The following is a 19417-nucleotide window of genomic DNA, read 5'->3' as shown; positions in this document are numbered from 1 at the left end:
AGAGGCGCTGTTTTAACATCGACGGGGTAAAAGAGAGTCTTCTTTTACCCCGTTTTTTTATGGAGTGATGTCAAAGTTGTTCATTTGGCTTTAAAAAATAATCGCGGAGGTTTACAGTTAACGCGTAATTTTACATAAATCGAACTTCGGGGCGGGGCGAAATTCCCCACCGGCGGTGATTTTGATGGGCTACTCCATCAAACAGCCCGCGAGCGCTTAGTGTGATTAACTCAACCACATTAAGGTCAGCAGATCTGGTGAGATACCAGAGCCGACGGTCATAGTCCGGATGATAGAAGATCGACCAGTCAGCAGCTATCTCTGAAATATTCAGAGATAGCTTTGTTGTGTTTGGCTGCGTTTAGCTAATGGCAACGGCTGGTACATTCGTTTTCATCACCCCTGGCATCTTATTTTGGGAGAAACCAAAGATGGCAGGCACATGTTTTATCATGATCGCGTGTTTTACCTGGGCACTTGATACATTAATTCGTTATCCCCTGCTGGGGGCGGGTTATGCCACACTACAAATCGTTTTAATCGAACACCTCACCTTGGTGCTGTTAGTCAGCCCGATGCTGTGGCGCTATCGTCATGTCTTTCGTCAACTATCACTGAATAACTTTCTCTGCCTGTTTTTTATTGGCGGGGTCGGTTCTGCACTCGGCACCTTGGCTTTTACCGAAGCGTTTCATTATCTGAATCCAACGGTGGTGATTTTATTGCAAAAGCTACAGCCCTTGGTGGCTATCGTGCTCGCCTATGCTTATCTCAATGAGCGCATCGAAGCAGGGTTTATTCGTTGGGCGATAGTGATTTTATCTGGCAGTCTCGTGATGCTGTGGCCCGATATTCAGTCGTTGGGTGAGGTGCAGTGGCACTATGGTAGCGACAGTTTGAGTGTTTTAACCGGCTACGGTTATACGTTATTGGCAGTGTTAGCCTGGGGGGCAGCCACGGTCTGTGGTAAGTATCTTTCTCAACAGCAGATGCATCCCAATGCGATTATGTCAGGACGTTTTATGGCAGGGTTGTGGGTTTTGTTACCTTTAGCACTGCTACAGACGGATAGTTTGATGCCGATGCCGGCGGTGGATCTCAGTTTAGCGATCGCTATGGCGTTATTGAGTGGTTTGATTGGTATGCGTTTTTATTATCAGGGGTTAAAAACAGTACCGGCCCAGATGGCCACCTTGGCAGAACTCTCCTTTCCGGTGTTTGCGGCGGCGATCAACTGGTTTGCACTGGGCATGGGGTTAACGCAATATCAGATTATCGGCGGGTTGATGCTGATTTTAGGCAACTTTGGTTTACGGCTGAAAGCGTTTCAGCGCACCGATTCAAAGGCTGTGGTTTATCAGTCTTAAGGCGGCTTTAACCGCTTAACTATGATGCTTAGGCTGTTTCGCATATTTTTTGTCAGGTATATTGGTAACGAAGCACGGATTTTATTAACAGCTTTCTATTCGTTCTATTCAGGAGTCACTATGCACAGTGTTATTGAGCAAGTTACCGCCCGAATCGTCGAGCGGAGCCGGAACAGTCGAGCGGCCTATGTGCAGCAGATGCAGGATGCGCAAGAGCAGGGTGTGCATCGTGCACGTTTATCCTGTGGCAATCTCGCGCATGGGTTTGCCGCCTGTGGTAGCGATGATAAGCAGGCGCTGAAACTATCCAATGCGGTCAATGTGGGCATTATTTCCGCGTACAACGACCTCTTATCTGCCCATCAGCCCTTTGAGGCGTTTCCCGATATTATTCGTCAGGCGGTACATGAGATGGGCTCGGTGGCTCAGTTCGCTGCTGGCGTACCGGCGATGTGTGACGGGGTGACGCAGGGACAACCGGGGATGGAGTTGAGCCTGTTTAGCCGCGATGTGATCGCTATGGCTGCGGCGGTGGGGTTATCCCACAATATGTTTGATGCGGCGCTGTACCTCGGGGTGTGCGATAAAATTGTACCGGGCCTGTTGATTGGCGCTCTGCGCTTTGGCCATCTACCGACACTGTTTGTACCGGCTGGCCCGATGCCGAGCGGTTTACCCAATAAAGAGAAAGCCAAGATTCGCCAGTTGTATGCCGAAGGCAAAGTGGATCGTGACGCGTTGCTACAGTGTGAGTCGGATTCTTATCATAGTGCCGGCACCTGTACCTTTTATGGCACCGCTAACAGCAACCAGATGATTGTTGAGGTGATGGGGTTACATCTACCGGGCTCTTCTTTTGTTAATCCTGATACACCCATGCGTGAAGCCTTGACCCGTGAAGCGGCCCAGCAGGTGATCCGTCTGACCGATCAGAATGGTGATTTCACCCCTCTGTACCAGATCGTCGATGAACGCTCGTTAGTGAATGCACTCGTGGCGTTGCTAGCCACCGGCGGGTCGACCAACCATACCCTGCACTTGATCGCGATTGCGCGTGCGGCGGGCATTATTATCAACTGGGATGATTTTTCTGATCTATCGGCGGTCGTGCCATTATTGGCCAAGGTCTATCCCAATGGTGAGGCGGATATTAACCATTTTCAGGCGGCGGGTGGCGTGGCTTATCTGGTGCGTGAACTGCTATCGGCTGGCTTGTTGCATGAGGATGTCATGACGGTGGTTGGGCGCGGCTTGTCCCGTTATACCCAAGAGCCCTTTATCGAACAGCATAAAGTGGTTTGGCGTGACGGAGTAAAGGCATCCCTCGATGCGACGATTTTAAGCACCGTTGACGAGCCTTTCAGCGCTGATGGTGGATTGAAACTGATGCAGGGCAACTTAGGTCGCGGGGTTATCAAGGTGTCTGCGGTCGCACTAGAGAACCAAGTGGTTGAAGCTCCCGCGGTGGTTTTTGATGATCAAGATGATGTTAAGGCGGCGTTTGAGTCCGGTTCACTCAACCGTGATTTTGTCGCGGTGGTGCGTTATCAGGGGCCAAAAGCCAACGGTATGCCAGAGCTACATAAGCTCACGCCATACCTCGGTACGCTTCAAGATCGAGGCTTTAAGGTGGCTTTGGTGACCGATGGCCGTATGTCAGGTGCGTCGGGTAAAGTACCTGCGGCGATTCATGTCTGGCCGGAAGCGAGTCTGGGTGGACCCTTAGCCCAGGTGGCCGATGGCGATCTGATTCGCGTCGATGCCCGCCGAGGAGTATTGCAACTGCTGGCGGCTGACGATACATGGTTATCCCGCGGGCAGGAAATGCCCAGTGCCGCAGCAACGCATCATCAGGGGATGGGACGTGAACTGTTTGCCCCGATGCGTGAACAGGTAAACTGCGCCGAACAGGGGGCCAGCGTGTTTAGTTTTACAGGGATCGATTGAATCGCCATGAGATGATCGAAAGGATCAGCATAAAAACAGCACAGTACAAAACAGCACGGCACAAAACAGCACAGTACAACATAATAGCAGGCGGGGATAGATTGGATGGGTGAGCAGCAGTGGCAGGGTGAGCTTGAGCAGATGGTTTCAGGATATGAGCAGGGACGCACCGATCTGCAATGGTATGGTTATGATCTCTGTGTGTTTAAGCAGGGCTGGGGCGAGCTAGTGATAGCACTGGACGGTGGTCAGGTGTTGCTGTTTCGCCCCGCTGGCGAACAGCCGTTACTGTGGGTAAGCGATAAACCGGCGTTAGCGGGGGCTATTCGTGGTGGAGTGCCGGTGTGCTGGCCCTGGTTTGCAGAACATGTTGATGACCCTTCGCTGCCGAAACATGGGGTGGCCAGAACTGCATCTTGGATGTTAGACAGTGTTGAAATGGATGCCCAAGGGGGGCATTGGCGATTGTCTCCTGCGCAGACGCTATGGGATGGTTTGTCACTGACCCTTGATCTGAAGGTGATGGAAGGAGTGCTGAGTCTGTCATTAATCTCAGTTAACCGAACCGATCAACCTATCGCGATGACGCAGGCCCTGCACAGTTATTTTGCTGTGTCTGACATCGCCGGTGTTGAATTGCAGGGACTGGATGCTTTACCGTTACGGGACAAGTTGCAGGATATGGCCGAGCGCACTCATCAGGGCGCGGTGACTTTTCCTGCGGAAACCGATGTGATTTTCGCCCATAACAGTGAGACAGAGGTAATGCTGATCGATCATGGCTGGCAACGGGTGATCGGTATTCAGAAACAGGGGAGTCATTCTACCGTCGTCTGGAACCCAGGGGCGTCCGCTGCGGCCATGCTGGATGTGGGGGTGGATCAGGTTTCTCGCTTTGTGTGTGTTGAGGCGGCCCGCACCCGTTTCTATGACCACCCGTGGATAGCGGCGGGCGAAACCCAGAGGTTAACCACCTCGTTTCGTGTGCTGCCTTACCCAGATAAAACCACTGATTAAAGCGCATCAGGTTGATTATCAGGGCTTAATGACGGCCAATGTTGGGTTGAGACCTTCGCGGTTAACCGGTGGTTTTACCCAAGCGTTTTTCTAGATAGCGTTCATAATCAGGCACTTTATAGGGGTGTAGCTCATTCAGTAGTGGGGAGCTGATCATAAAGTCGGCTGTGCTGCGGTTACAGGCGACGGCCACATTCCAGACCGCAGCGACCCGTAATAGCGCTTTAACATCGGGATCGTGGGGCATCGGTTCGTAAGGGTCCCAGAAGAAGATAATAATATCCAGTTTCTGTTCGGTTATCATGGCGCCGATCTGTTGATCACCGCCTAGGGGGCCGCTAATCAACTTGGTGATTGGGGTTTGTAATTTGTTTTCCAGCAGGTGACCAGTGGTGCCGGTGGCAAATAGCTTATGTTGCTTCAGGGTCGCGATGTGTTTGCGTGTCCAATCAAGCAGGTCTTGCTTCATATTATCGTGGGCGATCAGTGCGATGCGTTTTTGTACTGGCATCGCTATCTGCTTCATTTCTATATCCATATTTCTTTGCCTTGTGACGTTTTTACTAAACAGTTACTAAGAAGTTACTAAGAAGTTACTAAGAAGTTACTAAAAAATTACTAAGTAGTGATTCAGTGATTACTAAAATTCTGTTTATGAACAGTCTTAAAAATTGGTTTTACCTAGGCTGCACTCTTTACCGCCTGTTGCGCGAGCTGGGTGATGGCTTGCCATGCCTGCTTATCGACGATATCGCAGGGTGTCAGCCAAGTGCCGCCGACGCAGATAACATTGTCGAGGGCGAGATACTCTTTGGCGGTGTGGGCACGAATCCCTCCGGTCGGACAGAAACGAATATCAGCAAAGGGCCCTGAGAAGGCTTTGAGTGCCGCGGTACCGCCGGCTATTTCTGCGGGGAAAAACTTAAACCGTCGATAGCCCCGCTGGATGCCTGCCATCATCTCAGACACCGTTTGTATACCGGGTAAATACGGGACGTCGCTGGTGGTACCGTAATCTAATAGCTCAGGAGTGATACCGGGGCTGACGATAAAGGCGCTGCCACTGTCGATGGCCCGTTTAAAGTCTGCTGGGTTGATCACGGTGCCCGCTCCGACATGGGCGTCAGGCACGGCACGGGCAATGGCTTCAATCGCTTTGAGAGCATCTGGCGTGCGTAATGTTACCTCTAACACCGGCAAGCCGCCCGCCACGAGAGCTTCGGCGATCGGGATAGCGTCTGCCAATCGGTTGATGGTGAGCACCGGTATCACCGGCCCTAGACTGCAGAGCTGATCGGTTCTGGTTATCATCTCCGGTAATAATGTGTTCATCGGTGATCCTCTGTGCAAAAGGTTAGCGGGCTCTGTTGAGTCATATTGAAGGTTAGGGCGCCCAATAGATGGTCAGGGGGTGTTGTAAAAACAGATGAATGGGCATCTCTTCTGGGGGGCGAGTTAAGGCTTTCGCCAGCGTGGCTAATTTGTCCTCACCGACGATATGTAAAATCCGTTGTCGGCTGTTGAGTAGCCGTGCGGGTGTCAATGACATGCGCGGATAGGGCGCTTGGGTTGGGTTGATCGCCACACAGTCGGCCCTGCTATGCAGTGCTGCGGTCAATTCGGCGGCGTCAGGAAACAGCGAGGCGGTATGGCCATCGTTGCCCATGCCGAGTATGACGATATCGAATGGGCCGTTGATCGTTTGCAGGCGGGCCTGACAGCTTTGTACCGCCTCTTCAGCCGTCATCCCCGCTTGCCAGAGGGGAATAAACCGGGCCTGACGGGCGTGATCTTGCAGCAACTGTGTACGCAGCAGGTGTTCATTACTGTCGGGCTCGCTGGGGTTGATCCAGCGATCATCCACGAGGGTGATGGTGACCTGCTCCCACGTGAGTGGTGTATGACTTAAACGGTTAAACAGCGGCACCGGGGTCGAGCCCCCAGAGAGGGCGAGAGTGGCTTGCCCTTTGTGAGCTATCGCTTGGTTAAGCTGCTGTTCGATGGATTCAGCAAGTTCAGCGTTGAGGGCGTCGCGGGAGGCGAAAGTCTGTAGTTGGATGTGATCGGGTAGCCGTAGGTCACTGATCTTCATACCAGCAGTTCCCATCTTTGATTAACATCAGGTCGGCGGCTTTCGGTCCCCAGCTACCGGCGGCATAGGGTAGTGGTGCTTTGTTTTCGTTTTTCCAGTGCTCCATCAGTTGATCACACCAAAGCCAAGCATGTTCCACCTCATCTCGGCGGACAAACAGATATTGGTTGCCTTGAATCACTTTGAGTAATAAACGCTCATAAGCATCGGGGACGCGGCTCTTCTCAAACGATTGTGAAAAGTTGAGATTGAGTGCTTCACTCCGTAGACGCATCCCTTGGTTTAAGCCATGATCCTTGTTGAGAATTTGCAGAGAGATGCCTTCTTCCGGTTGTAGGCGGATAATCAGTTTGTTCTGTGCTAGATGGCGCTGACTCTCATCAAAAATAAAGTGGGGTTGCGGTTTGAAATGTATGGTGATCTGCGACAGTTTCTCCGGCAAGCGTTTTCCCGTGCGTAGATAAAAGGGCACCCCCGCCCAGCGCCAGTTGTTGATCTCTGCTTTGATGGAGACGAAGGTTTCGGTATTACTATCGGGGTTAGCACCTTCTTCTTCCATGTAGCCCGGCACGGGATTCCCCTCAACCATCCCTTTGGTATAGCGGCCACGCACGACATGGGTGTTACACATGGCGGCGGTGATGGGGCGTAGGGCTTTGAGTACCTTGACCTTTTCATTGCGGATCATATCGGCAGAGAGGTCGTCGGGTGGGTCCATGGCGGTTAAACAGAGCAGCTGTAACAGGTGATTTTGCACCATATCGCGCATCTGACCGGCTTTATCAAAATAACCCCAGCGGCCTTCAATACCGACCTTTTCGGCCACGGTAATCTCAACATGAGAGATGTGGCTCTGGTTCCACTGCGAGCCAAACAGGGGGTTCGCAAACCTCAAGGCGATCAGGTTTTGTACCGTCTCTTTACCTAAATAGTGGTCGATACGATAGATCTGCGATTCATCAAAATACTCCGCCACCTGATCATTAACTTCGTTGGAAGATCTCAGGTTATGGCCGATGGGCTTCTCCAATACCACGCAGCTATTGGTATTGATGCAGTCGCTCTTCGTTAGGTTTCGACTGATGGCACCATAGAGGGACGCGGGGGTCGCATAGTAAAAAATACGCGCCCGTTCGGCACTGCTGTCGAGTGTGGACTTGAGTGTTTGATAACTACTCAGGTCGGCGAAACTGACGATGGCATATTCGAGTTTTGTTAGAAAGCGGCTGACCTTATCGGTGTCGAGCTCTGCGGGTTTGATGTGTTTACTGAGGCTGTCGCTACAAATTTTGCGAAAATCGGGGCTGTCTTGTGTCACGCGGGCCAGACCGATGATGCGGGTGTCCTGTCCGAGTAGCTCTGCACTGTCGAGTTGAAATAGGGCCGGGATGAGTTTGCGTTGCGCTAAATCACCCATGGCACCGAAGATCACTATATCGCTGGATCGATTAACCATCGCCATAATTACACCTGCCTTTGTGATCATTAAAGCCAACTAGGCGTCTATAATAGGCACAGGATTTAGTCTATTTCAACTGCTCTTGGGGAGCATAAAGCTATTTATTACAATGATCTTGTGCTGTGCAGCATAGCGATGCCTGCCTAGCGCATAAGCCACATCAGGCGGCACTGATGCCGTAACGTGGCAGAATTTCATGGATCACCGCGAAGCGATGGGCCTGTAGGGCATCATGAAAATGCTTCCAATCGCTGTCGAGAAAGGAAGGGTGATAGCTGTATATCTGATGCTTGAGCTGTTTTGCGCGGTTATCTTTAATCGCCTGATATTTCCATGATCCCACCCCTTTAGCGACATAACGTAGCTTCTCGGCAGGAAAGCCAAAGGCTTCATTGGCAATGGCGTTGAGCCAGACTTTATGGCGCTTATCACCGTTCTCCTCAACGATTTCGCGCATCATCGTTTCGAGTTGATGGCGGCTTTCGGGAGAGAGCCCCGCCACCTTGGCATCGGCATCACCGAGTTGAAAGCGCCGCATCGCTTTACACATCTCATCCGCGGCGGTGATAAAGTCTTTCGGATTATCGCGCTCAATATGAAGGCCCTCGCCATTGGTGTAATGCCATTTAAGATAGGGGCGGTCGGGATAGCTCAGCGCTGCACCATGCCCAAGGGGCAAAAGACCGCCTACAAATTGCGACTGCGCTTCATCGAAGCGGTCTAGAAAGTAATTTTTCACCTGTATTAATAAACTAGGATCGGGATCGTTATTCTCATCGAGCACGTCTTCAACGAGGTTGATGCGATCGTTGATACCGGAAAAGCCTTGATGTGCCCAGGTATCGGCAAAGACATGCATGGTAATACCCAGCCGATGAAGGGCGTTGGGTTTCTGGTGATCGTTGATACAGGCGCGCACCATCTCCTGTGCGACAAAACTATTGGGGCGGCAAACAATCTTATGGCGAAAATCCGCATCGGGATTCTCACCCGCCGCTAGGCCTTCATTACCGGGTAGAAAGTGAAACGGAATCCAGACCTGATGATTGGCTAATTTTTGGATGTTTTTGTAGTCGATCATTTTGTGGGCCGAGGCGATACGTTGATACATCGCCTGATTATCAAATGAGATCAGCCCCTCATTGGTGGCATCATCGACATATTGTGCCGCATGGGCGATGACCTCGGCTTTAGCATGGGCAAACCCTGCTAAGCGAGCAACCACATAGGTGACAGCATGATGGAAATCGATCTGCATAGTGGTGCTCCTTGATCTGACTGTGATCTGATTTTCTTACCTATATTGAGTGTAGCTGATGAATCATCTCGTCCGCGTGACTCATGTCAGTTCGACCTCATAGGTGTCAAAATCACGCACAGGCAGGTTGTTATTGTCCCGTTCACGGACACGCCAAGCATTGACGTTTAAGCGCACAGCACCGCTGTCTAGCTGATGAAAGCTGGCGGTCATAAAATGCTCTCGGGTACGTGATTTAGGGTAGGCGGAAAACAAACGACCCTCTTTCGTACTCACCGCAAATGATTTGTTGTAGTGCACCGGTTCGGCTGACCAGCCGGGTACGCTCAGGACCGAAGGGTCTGGAAAGTGAGTGGGTTTGAAGCTGGGCTTCGCGGTAGCAATACCATTCAGGCCGGTGAGGTTCGATAGCGGTGAAGAGATCACTTCAATGAGTCGTCCGCCCTGTGGTCCGAGGGTCGCGGTAGCGATACGGCCAAAGTGGACATCACCGCTGAGTAATACGATATCATGGCCGCTCGAGCCGAGTGCTTGCAGTAACGCTTGGTATTGGTTTTTAAAACTCAGCAGGTTGCGTTCGGTTGGGTTTTTTTCCACGATGAGCGGCTGCGGCAATACCAGTACACCGGGCGATTGCAATGATTCGGCCCAGTCGGTTAACTGTTTGAATTCACGTGCCGGCATAAAACCATCATCGTCCCTAAAAGAGCGAAGATCGGCTAGGCAGAATGATAGGTCGGTGCCGAGATTGAATATGTCTACCTTAGGGCTTTGTTGCACCCGTTGGACGCCATCAAGGGAGGCTTTCGCCCAGGTTTCTCTGACTTTTTTGATTTTTAATGCCAGTAGCGTTGGAATCAGCGAGTCATGAAAGGGGTAATCATTCCAGTATTCATGGTCATCGGGCAGCATCCAGGTGGCACCGCGATTAAGAATACTGCCTAGGGCTTGCCAATGTAACGCATAATCGTCGGCAACCCGTTGTCTGATTTCGCTGCTAATAAAGGAGAGCGAATCGAAGCCAATATCGAGGTAAACCTGATCGCCCGTCAGAAAGGTGATGTCGGGTTTGACCGCCTCATCGCCGCGATCATAGAGCGCTTTGTAGGAGCCTGCCGCCTGACCACCATCTCGATGATTATAGAAACAACTACCAAAGCCGATGGTAAAGGGTTTTTGATCTGGCAGGGGTAGCTGTGTCGGCAGGGTGTTGAACTGTGCGCTGCGTAACTCTTGCCAAGAGGCTTCGCGGACGCCGCTGACGGCTTCGATGCGCCGCAGAAAACGCACCTTGTAGTGGGTATTCGGTTGTAAGTCAGAAAACTCCGCGGTGATATAGAAGCGTTTGCGGATACTGCTAAAGGGTCTGTGCCAATCGGCTTTCACAATAGGATGCACGGTGACGCTATTATCCGGCGCAATCAGTTCGATTCTCGCTTGCTCGGGCATGGTCAAGGTGGAGAACAGGGTGCCGGCCCAGATCTTCACGCTCTGTTGTGTGGTGCGCAGCACGACAAGGGACCATTGGCCGGTGCTAGTGATAATGTCATCGCTCATATTGTTGACTCCCTGAGAAGATCTGTCCGTTCGATTATTGGATTCTAAGGTATAAGGCTGCTTCGCTAAGGATGAGGATCACACCGTTAGATCACCTCTAAAGGTAGGCAATGATCATCAGCTTAGCGAATTAAACATAGCTTAAAGGGCCGCGGATAACGCTCAGTAAACGCTTTGTTAAAGGCGTAAATGACCTCTACGGCATAACAAGCCTTAGTTTCAGCGTAGCTGAAATTCATACAATTGTTTTATATTTCGCCATAACGACGCTGTTGGATTAAAAGGCTGGTTGCTTGGGAATGTCAGGTGGCGGAAGGCTGGTCAGTGTCTAGGTGAGCGGGAAGGGGATATCAATTAAGAGGTTGGCGAATGTCGGGGCTTTCGATAGAGAGCCCCGTATGAGCAACGGGGGACAGGCTTGACTAAGGCTTTATCGGCTATTCATTTGATGATGATACCAATTTCTAAAGTCTTCGGGTGGCATCGGTCTGGCGAGCAAGAACCCCTGTAACTGATCACAGTTCATCCCTTTGAGAATATTCAGCTGTGTCTCGTTTTCGATCCCTTCGGCCACCACCTGCAAGCCCAAGACATGGCTCATCTCAATAATGGATGAAACGATGGCGCGATCGACTTCGGACTCTTCTAGGTTGATCAGAAAGCTGCGATCAATTTTTAGAATATCCAAGGCCATATTACGGATATAGCTCAGGCTGGAGTAGCCGGTTCCAAAATCATCGATGGCAACCTGAATGCCTTGGCTACGTAATTCATTGATGGCACGTTTGGTTTCTTCGGGGCAGTGAAGAAAGCTGGTTTCGGTGAGTTCGACCGATAGCTGCTGCGGTGGAATCTGGTGCTGTTGCAGAGCCGCAAATATTTGCTCGACAATATCCCCTTGTTGAAACTGCTTGGCCGAGACGTTGATGGCCACATTGACAGTGTCGCCCTGTAAACTCCAATCGGCCATTTGGCGGCAGGCCTCTTCGATGACGTAGTGGCCGATACGGTTGATCAGATCTAAGTCTTCCGCGAGGGGAATAAACTCCTCGGGAGAGATAAACCCCAACTGGGGGTGTAGCCAACGCAATAGGGCTTCACAGCTGGTGGGTTTACCTGTTTTTAAGCTGACTTTGGGTTGATAGTAGAGTTGAAACTCTTGGTTATCGATGGCTACCTGCAGATCGCTGCCCATCTGATAACGGCTTTGGATCATGCGGTGCTGTTCAGAGGAAAAAAAGCGGAAGCTATTACGACCAAAATCTTTCGCTAAGTGAACCGCTGAATCGGCACATTTGAGTAACGCTTCCGCCTTATCGGCATCGGTTGGAAAAAAGCTGACACCAATGCTAACGGTGGTTTTAATCTCTGTATCATCAAACAGCATCGGTTGGCTGACTGAGCTGAGAATACGGTTGAGAAACTCACTGATTTGCGGGCTGTCATCATCATCGACATCGGTCAGAATAAGGTTGAACTCATCGCCACCAAAGCGGGCGACAGTATCCCCATCATCGAGTTGCTGATCGATGCGCCGGCCAATCTCTTTGAGTACTTTATCGCCTATCTCATGACCATGTAGATCATTGATCTGCTGGAAAAAATCCACATCGATATAGGCCACGGCTACCCGGTGTCCATGTTCCTTTGCATAGCCTAGCGACAGCTGCAGGCGGTCATTAAACAGCTTACGATTGGGCAGCCGAGTGAGTTCGTCAAAATAGGCGAGCCGTTTGATGCGGGCTTCCGATTTCTTAACCTCGGTTAGATCGGTAAAAATGGACGCGTATTGGGATATTTCACCCTCTTCATCTTTGATCGCGGTGATACTCAGCCACTCAGGGTAAACTGAGCCATCTTTACGGCGGTTCCATATTTCCCCTTGCCAAGAGCCCTGCTCAGTCAGGTGTTGCCACATATCGATATAAAAATCGGGACGATGCCGTCCTGAGCTGAGAATATTCGGGTTTTGTCCCAACACTTCGGCACTGGTGTAGCCGGTGATCTCGGTAAACGATGGGTTGACCCGTACGATGCGGGCATGGCGGTCGCAAATGACGATGGCCTCCATCGACGCCTCAATCACTTTATCCGCTAGCTTGAGGTTATGCTGAGATTTTTCTAAGGCACGATCCCGCTCGCTGAGCAGTTCACGTAGACGGTCGATATGGTCATTTTCGACGGTTTTTAGAATATCCGAATAGGAGATAACACCGGTAATCTCGCCACCATGATTGGTAATGGCGAGATGTTGAACGCGGTGCTGATTAAACACCTGACGGGCGTTATATAAACTTAAATCCTCTTCAATGGTGAGCCGTAACGGGTTACAAGTATCGATCAGAATGTCATGTTGGCGGTTCTGAGCTAATAGTTTGATCGCATCCCGTTCAGTCAGTATGCCCTTAATATCGTTATGCTGGCGGACCAGTAGGGCAGAATCATTCGATTCATTGAGTATGGTTAAGGCTGCGAGAACGGAGGTTTCGCCATCAAGGATAATCGGGCTGTGGTTGGCGATTTCATCCACGGAACGCATAAAAAGATCATGTTCAATACTATGGCTGTTCACCACATCCGTTTCAGAAATAATCCCACAGGCCTCTCCCGATGTTTTGGTGACAACCAGGTGGCGTATTTTATGGCTAAGGAAAGTTTGCCCAGCGTCATCGACGGAGGCCCATTCGGAAATGGTGATGACGGGGCTAGACATAAAATGTCGTACCGCTGTGGTGGCCGTCGCTTCATGTTCTAGCCATCGGTTGATCAGGTCGTGACGGGTGACAATACCGATGGGCCGATGCTGTTCACAGACCACAATACTGCCAATTTTTTTCTCATCCATCAGTTGCACTAGCTGATCAGCCTGAGTATCTGGCTGGCAGTTGATGAGGTTCGGTTGGGCAATATGCCGTACGAGTAACCGATTATTAACCTGCGGAGGCCTGGACATCGAAAATAAACCCTTTCACCAGAAGCTTAGATAGAAAAAAGAGGGCCATCTTAACGGGTGTTTCTAAACGGGTACAGATAGCAGATACCCAAAATGGTTGTTTATCCTGTTTAGTTTCAAACAGAATAGGGGTTTCTTGATATAGGTCGTGTTTAACCATTATCGACGGTGAAATAAAACCACTGATCTTTCTCTTGCTGATTTACGTAAGCAGTGTCAGAAGAGGTAAAGATAATGAACAAAACAGTCTCAGAACATACATGGGTTAATCTGCTCGGCTTTCAGCTGGCTTGGTGGTGTGCCATTTTATACACGAGCGCCAGTGTGCCTGTTTTGATCCTGCTATTAATGCTGCATCTACTGTTTCACTCTCAGCCTTTGCGGGAGTTTTACGTATTGCTGCTATGTGGTCTTATCGGCTTCGCGGTGGATATGTTGCTCACCACCCTGGGAATCTTTCGCTTTGAATTACCGGGTTTGCCCCTGTGGTTGCTGTTCTTATGGTTTTGCTTTGCGGCCACGCTGCGCCAGAGTTTAGCTTTCTTTGCTTCGCATCTATCGCTCGCCTCACTCTGTGGCGGACTCTTTGGCAGCCTGACCTATTTAGCCGCCGCCAACTTAGAGGCGGTCACGCTAGGTTGGCCGTTACTACAGAGTGGTCTGCTATTGATGCTCATCTGGATGGTGCTATTTCCACTGTTAATCGGCTTGAGTAACGGCCGTTTAAGACGGGAGCTAAGTGATGCGGCTTAATCTGTTAGTAATCTCATTAATTCTATTTTTTACCGGTATCACCCATGCCTTAGCCAAACCCAAACCCTTACCCGACAATATGCAGCTAGTCGGCCAGGCAGAGCTGAAGGTGCTGTGGTTCAAGGTCTACAGTGCCCGGCTTGAAAGTTTGGCCGGACGTTATGATGCTGACATGTCGCCTTTAGTGCTGCATCTGGATTATCAGCGAGATATTAGTCGCCAGCAATTACTCGACGAAACCGCCTCTCAATGGCAAAGGGCGAAGGTCAATCCGACCGATCAAGCCCGTTGGCTAACATCATTAGCGCAGATTTGGCCGGATATCCGCCAGCAGGACTCTTTGAGTTTTTATCAAGCCAGTGATGGTGGTCATTTCTATCACAATCAGCGTTATATCGGCTCGATCAATGATGCCGGCTTTAGCCAAGCCTTTCTGGCCATCTGGTTAGCGGATAACAGTGATTTCCCCCAGTTAACCCGGGCGTTAACCGGTCAACAATAATCGTATAAGAGCAGCAGGATTATCAGACATGACACCGACCAGTCTTACATTTATGGCATTGTCCTTACCGCTTTTACTTATGTTGCCAGGGTGCGCCCGCAGCGTGGATGAATACCGTGATGAGCAACCCGCCTTGGCGCTGGATCGTTTCTTTAACGGTCAACTGGTGGCCTATGGCATGGTGCAGAATTTCTCGGGCAAAGTGACCCGTCGATTTCGCGCAGACATCACCGCTCAGTGGCAAGGTGAACAGGGCATATTAGATGAACGCTTTGTGTTCAGTGATGGTGAACAGCAACAGCGCTGTTGGCGTTTAACCAAGCAGGGTAATCATTATCGTGGTACGGCCGAGGATATTGTCGGTGAAGCCCGTGGCGAAGTGCAGGGTAATGCCCTTAACTGGCGTTACACACTGCAGGTGCCGGTGAATGGCAAAGTGTGGGATATCGCATTGGATGATTGGTTATATCTGATCGATGAGAATAATTTGATCAATCGAACCAAGATGAAAAAATGGGGCTTACCGGTAGGGGAGTTAACCCTGCATATCCGCAAACTGAGCGATGCAGAAAGCGCCGCTACGGCTGTGTCGGCTACGCCGGATTGTGTGATTGAACCAGCGGCTGAGTCTTGAGACGGGCTTAGCGTTGAACTAAGGGTTGGTCTAAGTGCTGGGCCTAGCATTGGACTTAGAGAACTGAGCATAAAGATGAGCCATCGTAATGACGTATGGCAGCACCAAAGTCTGAGGAATTATCGATGAAAACGAATAGAGGGAATACAACCCTGCCTTGGAAAAGTGCTTGGATAACGGGGGCAGGAAGAGGTATTGGCGCTGAACTAAGCCGTCTATTATGTCGTCATGGTGTAACCGTCTACGGCTCAGCCCGCAGTACCGAACAGTTAGCACAGTTACAACAGGAGCTGGCTTCCTCCGCCGGTACCTTTATCCCCGTGCCGATTGATATTGGCGATCTCGATAGTTTGCAGCAGCAGTTTAACCTGTGGGATCAGCAGGGGCTTATGCCCGAATTAGTGGTCTTAAATGCCGGCACCCATGATGCCTTTTCAGCCTCTGATTTTTCGGCACAGCGTTGTAAGGCGCTGCTGGATATTAATTTACAGGGAACCATTAACTGCCTCGATCCTGTTTTATACCGTTATCTTCATGGCGTTGATCAGAATCAAGATAGTATCGCTGAACCGTTAACAGCAAGGCAGGGGCCATCTGCGAGTAGAGGACATATCGCCGTGGTCGCATCGGTGGCGGGTTATCGAGGTTTGCCAACCGCGGCGGCCTATGGGGCCGGCAAGGCGGCGTTGATAAATTTATGCGAAGCGCTGAGGTTTGATCTGCAGGGTAGTGGGGTGAAGTTACAGCTGATTAACCCTGGCTTTGTGCGGACACCGTTAACAGAGCAGAATGATTTCCCTATGCCTGCGTTAATGGAGGCGGATGAAGCTGCTCGGCGAATTCTAAAAGGCTTGTTAAGTCAGCGATTCGAAATTGTCTTTCCCCGTCGCTTTGTTTATCTGCTAAAACTCTTCAGACTGTTGCCCTATAGCTGTTACTTTAGTTTGGTTAAGCGGATAACGGGAGGATAAGACAATGACTGACTCGACGACTAGATCGACGCATGAAGCGGAAGGCCAAGATCGGCCTAATCCTGAAGGGCCTATTGCAACGGTATCCTATACCGAGCGCTTAAACCGTTATGCGCTGCTGCTGTCTCAACTGACAGCGGCCAATGTTGTCGAACTCGACCCGTTAGTCAGCGAAACCATCTATTTCACTGACCCCTTTAATCGACTGAAGGGCAAGGCTAACTTTCTTGGCTTGATGAGTGAGATGTTTGAGCAGCTAAATAATGTCAGTTTTGAGGTATTTGAAACGCAAATACAGGGACAAACCGGTTATCTATACTGGCGTTTCTCAGCATCATCTTCGTTAACCGGAGCTTTTTCGACCGAAGGCACCAGCCGCGTCTGTTTTAATCATCAGGGCTTGGTGGTCAGTCATCAGGATTTCTGGGATGCCAGTGCTTTGATCGAACAGTTTCCTCTGCTTGGCCGAATTATTCGCTATATTCGCCGACGGGCGGCATATAAAGCCTAAGGGCTATGTCGTTTATGGTTTAGCTCTTTTGTTAAGTTCTTTCGTTAAGCGAAACCGACCTTGTCAGCTCAGGGATACATGCATGTTACTGAAGGCGTTAACATTATTTGTCTGGTTAGCATTTTGTAACACTTGCTGTAAATTTATCAGTGCCATATTTAATAGTTCGCAATTGATCGGCTCTTTTGGGTAGGATAAATACACGGGGCGTTTAAACATGGGAGCTTTATCAACATAAAATAGCAGACCATCGTTAATGAGTGCATCAACCATGCGTTCTGGGAAGTAACCAGCACCGCCATAATTTAAAATATAATCTAAGCCGGTCATACCAAGGCCAACCGATAGGCGCGGGGCCAGTGTGTCTGGATAGGCAATAGCATGAGCTTCGCGAAACTCTTCACCCCAGTCAACAAAGACATAATCATCGACCCAACCTGACTGTACATCACGAGCTTTGGTTGCAACTAACACTAGGGTGTCTTCAAACAATTGTTTTGTACATAATTCAGAGAGATTGCAGTTAACATAGGTGAGTGCTAGATCTAACTCACCATCCATCAGTTGTCTTAACAGATTATCGGAATAATCCATTACCACGCGGGTTCCGACTTCTGGTGAGTTATTTTGCATTTGCTCAATCCAGTTTGGCGTGATTTGCTGCCAGAGGTTAAGTTGTACACCAAGGGAGATCATGGCATCTAGCTCCTCAGGCAGAGCAATCTCCTGTTTTGCTTGTTCCCAAGCTCTGACAGACGTCGTTGCATAACGTATGAAATTCCGTCCAGAGGATGTCAGTTCGGAGCCACCCCGCATACGGTTAAACAAACGAGTGTTTAACTGATCTTCCAGTACTTTGATGCGTGCGCTAACCGTTGATTGAGTAATATAGAGTTTTTCTGCAGCTACTTGAAAACTGCCACTACGAGCAACTTCTAAAAAAGCCTTCATGTGATTGATATTCATAGAGCGCAGCCATTTATATTTATAGCGTTAATATAACGATATTCGAGTTTCAATCAATCCATATTAGGGGCCTAGTCGTTTTCAGATAAGATCATGCTTTGTGTGTTGGAATACTCGAAGTGTAATAGGGCGGTCGAATTTCAACCGCCCGTTTAACCATTGAAACAGTTTGTTATCTTGCTATTGATCAGTCGAGTAAAGTATCGGGACGATTAGCTTCACGCTCGTAATGAATGGGTAAAGCGCGGCCATAGAACTGCCGAGCATGCTCCGGACGGTTAACGGTATTGGGGTCGCGCATATAGGTTGGCAAAGCAATATAGCGGGAACGCTTGCCCTCTACGGGAGTCACTCGATGCATAGAAAAGCGTCCTTTAAAAATCTGCATATCACCTGGGCGAAGCTCGAGTGAGTGCACCTTTGAATGATCACCATTTAGGACGTCTGCAACCGCTTCTAGGTTTTCATTCTCAGACGTACGTAAGTCGGGGCAATATTGAAATTCTCCCCCTTTTTCTGGCTCCTGAACCAAGATGCTGACGGTAAACTCGTTACCGTCAAAATGCCACGGAAAATAATTGCCTTCATCCATCACACTGTAAGGATTGGATCCCAGAGGGTCAGCCCAGCGATACAGTGGAGCGACACCCAGACAGTCGGATATAAACTGCAACATGACATCGTTATTGTAGATCGCCCTGAGGTCGGAAAATTCCTCTAGGATATCTGAATTAACAAACCCACTGGAACGCTTCTGAAAAGAGCGTGCAGGGTGTTCTTTTGGCAGGGAAACATCTTCCTTTGTCATATAAGGGTTATGGCTGTCCTCGGACCAGTAAATATTGGCACGTTGACGTTCAACTTCTTGACGCATTCTTTCAATCGATTCCGGGCGAATGATATTAGGAATCCGGCAACAACCGACGGCATCCAGTTCTTTCCGGCATTGCTCGATCAGCGCCTGACGTGTTGATGATGCTGTATCGTCAATAGGATAATTATCCAGATCAACAAAGTCTGCGAGTGCAGGTATGACCGATGGCGCAACATCAAAAGGCACCGCGTTTTGTTCAGTAAAGTTGATTGCTTCTGTCATGGTTGTTTCCAGTTTTTATCATTTTTCATGTGAATAAAAGTGTTGTTGGCCAAAAGCCATGGATAACAATTTAGTGAAAAAAACGGGAACAGAAAAACTAAATATTTCAATGGATAAAATCGATTTTTTCGATGTACCTGGATGGTGCGTTTATGTCCGGTGAAAACTCAAAAAAAACAGTGAATGCATGAGTTATAAAGAATTTATAGGGAGTGGGATGAACGATACTAGGATGCTGGCCTATTAATGGAGCAGCTTCCGTTGTTAGAGGGATTGATCCTCTATATTCGTCAGCGTGGTGCTTATCAGGCGAAATAACATTCAGGCTGAAAGA

The 19417-nt window shown here is 49.7% G+C and carries 17 protein-coding genes and 1 riboswitch; of the genes, 8 read left to right on the top strand and 9 right to left on the bottom strand.

Translation table 11 applies throughout. The annotated features are described in order from the left end of the window. Window positions 1-138: 138 nt before the first annotated feature. Window positions 139-305, top strand: a riboswitch (FMN riboswitch). A gap of 126 nt (window positions 306-431) precedes the next feature. The 3 genes from EH243_RS12700 (at window position 432) to EH243_RS12690 (ending at window position 4331) form a co-directional block, all read left to right on the top strand. Further along, window positions 432-1367, top strand: a complete 936-nt coding sequence (locus EH243_RS12700; RefSeq protein ID WP_126159048.1) for a DMT family transporter — start codon at window positions 432-434, stop codon at window positions 1365-1367. Window positions 1368-1487: 120 nt separating this feature from the next. Then, a complete protein-coding gene (gene edd, locus EH243_RS12695) occupies window positions 1488-3314 on the top strand; it encodes a phosphogluconate dehydratase (RefSeq protein WP_126159047.1) in 1827 nt (608 codons plus the stop codon). A gap of 105 nt (window positions 3315-3419) precedes the next feature. After that, complete coding sequence (locus tag EH243_RS12690; RefSeq protein ID WP_126159046.1) at window positions 3420-4331, top strand: D-hexose-6-phosphate mutarotase; 912 nt, start codon at window positions 3420-3422, stop codon at window positions 4329-4331. A 61-nt stretch (window positions 4332-4392) separates the two neighbouring features. Here EH243_RS12690 and EH243_RS12685 read toward each other — a convergent pair whose 3' ends face one another. The 7 genes from EH243_RS12685 to EH243_RS12655 all read right to left on the bottom strand — a co-directional run bounded on the left by EH243_RS12685 (window position 4393) and on the right by EH243_RS12655 (window position 13650). Next, window positions 4393-4869, bottom strand: a complete 477-nt coding sequence (locus EH243_RS12685) for a methylglyoxal synthase (protein WP_126159045.1) — start codon at window positions 4867-4869, stop codon at window positions 4393-4395. Between the two features lie 143 nt (window positions 4870-5012). Further along, complete coding sequence (locus EH243_RS12680) at window positions 5013-5663, bottom strand: bifunctional 4-hydroxy-2-oxoglutarate aldolase/2-dehydro-3-deoxy-phosphogluconate aldolase (RefSeq protein WP_241235076.1); 651 nt, start codon at window positions 5661-5663, stop codon at window positions 5013-5015. Between the two features lie 52 nt (window positions 5664-5715). Further along, window positions 5716-6423, bottom strand: a complete 708-nt coding sequence (pgl, locus tag EH243_RS12675) for a 6-phosphogluconolactonase (protein ID WP_206441615.1) — start codon at window positions 6421-6423, stop codon at window positions 5716-5718. After that, window positions 6410-7885, bottom strand: coding sequence for a glucose-6-phosphate dehydrogenase (zwf, locus tag EH243_RS12670; RefSeq protein WP_126159044.1), 1476 nt, complete (start codon window positions 7883-7885; stop codon window positions 6410-6412). Before zwf ends, pgl begins: the two co-directional genes overlap by 14 nt. Window positions 7886-8042: 157 nt before the next feature. Beyond that, window positions 8043-9140: a DUF6765 family protein gene (locus EH243_RS12665; RefSeq protein WP_126159043.1), complete on the bottom strand. Its 1098-nt coding sequence runs from the start codon at window positions 9138-9140 to the stop codon at window positions 8043-8045. 81 nt (window positions 9141-9221) lie between these two features. Next, the gene (locus EH243_RS12660) at window positions 9222-10697 is read right to left on the bottom strand and encodes a metallophosphoesterase family protein (protein ID WP_126159042.1); all 1476 of its coding nucleotides are present in this window, start codon (window positions 10695-10697) and stop codon (window positions 9222-9224) included. Window positions 10698-11127: 430 nt separating this feature from the next. Then, window positions 11128-13650, bottom strand: a complete 2523-nt coding sequence (locus tag EH243_RS12655; protein WP_126159041.1) for an EAL domain-containing protein — start codon at window positions 13648-13650, stop codon at window positions 11128-11130. 234 nt (window positions 13651-13884) lie between these two features. On the opposite strand from EH243_RS12655, the gene EH243_RS12650 reads away from it, so the two are divergent. The 5 genes from EH243_RS12650 (at window position 13885) to EH243_RS12630 (ending at window position 17021) form a co-directional block, all read left to right on the top strand. After that, window positions 13885-14403, top strand: coding sequence for a DUF2878 domain-containing protein (locus tag EH243_RS12650; protein ID WP_126159040.1), 519 nt, complete (start codon window positions 13885-13887; stop codon window positions 14401-14403). After that, entirely contained in the window at window positions 14393-14905 is a 513-nt protein-coding gene (locus EH243_RS12645) for a chalcone isomerase family protein (protein ID WP_126159039.1), read from the top strand. The genes EH243_RS12650 and EH243_RS12645 overlap by 11 nt, the downstream gene beginning before the upstream one ends. Window positions 14906-14933: 28 nt before the next feature. Beyond that, complete coding sequence (locus EH243_RS12640; protein WP_126159038.1) at window positions 14934-15539, top strand: DUF3833 domain-containing protein; 606 nt, start codon at window positions 14934-14936, stop codon at window positions 15537-15539. Window positions 15540-15664: 125 nt separating this feature from the next. Then, a complete protein-coding gene (locus EH243_RS12635) occupies window positions 15665-16510 on the top strand; it encodes an SDR family NAD(P)-dependent oxidoreductase (RefSeq protein ID WP_126159037.1) in 846 nt (281 codons plus the stop codon). A 4-nt stretch (window positions 16511-16514) separates the two neighbouring features. Continuing rightward, window positions 16515-17021, top strand: a complete 507-nt coding sequence (locus EH243_RS12630; RefSeq protein WP_126159036.1) for a nuclear transport factor 2 family protein — start codon at window positions 16515-16517, stop codon at window positions 17019-17021. A gap of 63 nt (window positions 17022-17084) precedes the next feature. On the opposite strand, the gene EH243_RS12625 is transcribed toward EH243_RS12630, so the two are convergent. Continuing rightward, complete coding sequence (locus EH243_RS12625; RefSeq protein WP_126159035.1) at window positions 17085-17987, bottom strand: LysR family transcriptional regulator; 903 nt, start codon at window positions 17985-17987, stop codon at window positions 17085-17087. Window positions 17988-18174: 187 nt separating this feature from the next. Continuing rightward, the gene (locus EH243_RS12620; RefSeq protein ID WP_126159034.1) at window positions 18175-19083 is read right to left on the bottom strand and encodes a HalD/BesD family halogenase; all 909 of its coding nucleotides are present in this window, start codon (window positions 19081-19083) and stop codon (window positions 18175-18177) included. Window positions 19084-19417: the final 334 nt, after the last annotated feature.

The organism is Amphritea opalescens, from assembly GCF_003957515.1.
In the GTDB taxonomy this organism is placed as follows: Bacteria; Pseudomonadota; Gammaproteobacteria; order Pseudomonadales; family Balneatricaceae; genus Amphritea; species Amphritea opalescens.
This window is presented reverse-complemented; position numbering and strand designations above follow the sequence as displayed.

Excerpts from the sequence above, each read along its gene's own strand:
- EH243_RS12660 (WP_126159042.1), bottom strand. The coding sequence starts at position 10,697 with ATGAGCGATGACATTATCACTAGCACCGGCCAATGGTCCCTTGTCGTG.
- EH243_RS12620 (WP_126159034.1), bottom strand. The coding sequence starts at position 19,083 with ATGACAGAAGCAATCAACTTTACTGAACAAAACGCGGTGCCTTTTGAT.
- EH243_RS12680 (WP_241235076.1), bottom strand. The coding sequence starts at position 5,663 with ATGAACACATTATTACCGGAGATGATAACCAGAACCGATCAGCTCTGC.
- EH243_RS12635 (WP_126159037.1), top strand. The coding sequence starts at position 15,665 with ATGAAAACGAATAGAGGGAATACAACCCTGCCTTGGAAAAGTGCTTGG.
- EH243_RS12625 (WP_126159035.1), bottom strand. The coding sequence starts at position 17,987 with ATGAATATCAATCACATGAAGGCTTTTTTAGAAGTTGCTCGTAGTGGC.
- EH243_RS12655 (WP_126159041.1), bottom strand. The coding sequence starts at position 13,650 with ATGTCCAGGCCTCCGCAGGTTAATAATCGGTTACTCGTACGGCATATT.
- zwf (WP_126159044.1), bottom strand. The coding sequence starts at position 7,885 with ATGGCGATGGTTAATCGATCCAGCGATATAGTGATCTTCGGTGCCATG.
- EH243_RS12630 (WP_126159036.1), top strand. The coding sequence starts at position 16,515 with ATGACTGACTCGACGACTAGATCGACGCATGAAGCGGAAGGCCAAGAT.
- EH243_RS12690 (WP_126159046.1), top strand. The coding sequence starts at position 3,420 with ATGGGTGAGCAGCAGTGGCAGGGTGAGCTTGAGCAGATGGTTTCAGGA.
- EH243_RS12645 (WP_126159039.1), top strand. The coding sequence starts at position 14,393 with ATGCGGCTTAATCTGTTAGTAATCTCATTAATTCTATTTTTTACCGGT.
- EH243_RS12665 (WP_126159043.1), bottom strand. The coding sequence starts at position 9,140 with ATGCAGATCGATTTCCATCATGCTGTCACCTATGTGGTTGCTCGCTTA.
- EH243_RS12685 (WP_126159045.1), bottom strand. The coding sequence starts at position 4,869 with ATGGATATAGAAATGAAGCAGATAGCGATGCCAGTACAAAAACGCATC.
- pgl (WP_206441615.1), bottom strand. The coding sequence starts at position 6,423 with ATGAAGATCAGTGACCTACGGCTACCCGATCACATCCAACTACAGACT.
- EH243_RS12700 (WP_126159048.1), top strand. The coding sequence starts at position 432 with ATGGCAGGCACATGTTTTATCATGATCGCGTGTTTTACCTGGGCACTT.
- edd (WP_126159047.1), top strand. The coding sequence starts at position 1,488 with ATGCACAGTGTTATTGAGCAAGTTACCGCCCGAATCGTCGAGCGGAGC.
- EH243_RS12640 (WP_126159038.1), top strand. The coding sequence starts at position 14,934 with ATGACACCGACCAGTCTTACATTTATGGCATTGTCCTTACCGCTTTTA.
- EH243_RS12650 (WP_126159040.1), top strand. The coding sequence starts at position 13,885 with ATGAACAAAACAGTCTCAGAACATACATGGGTTAATCTGCTCGGCTTT.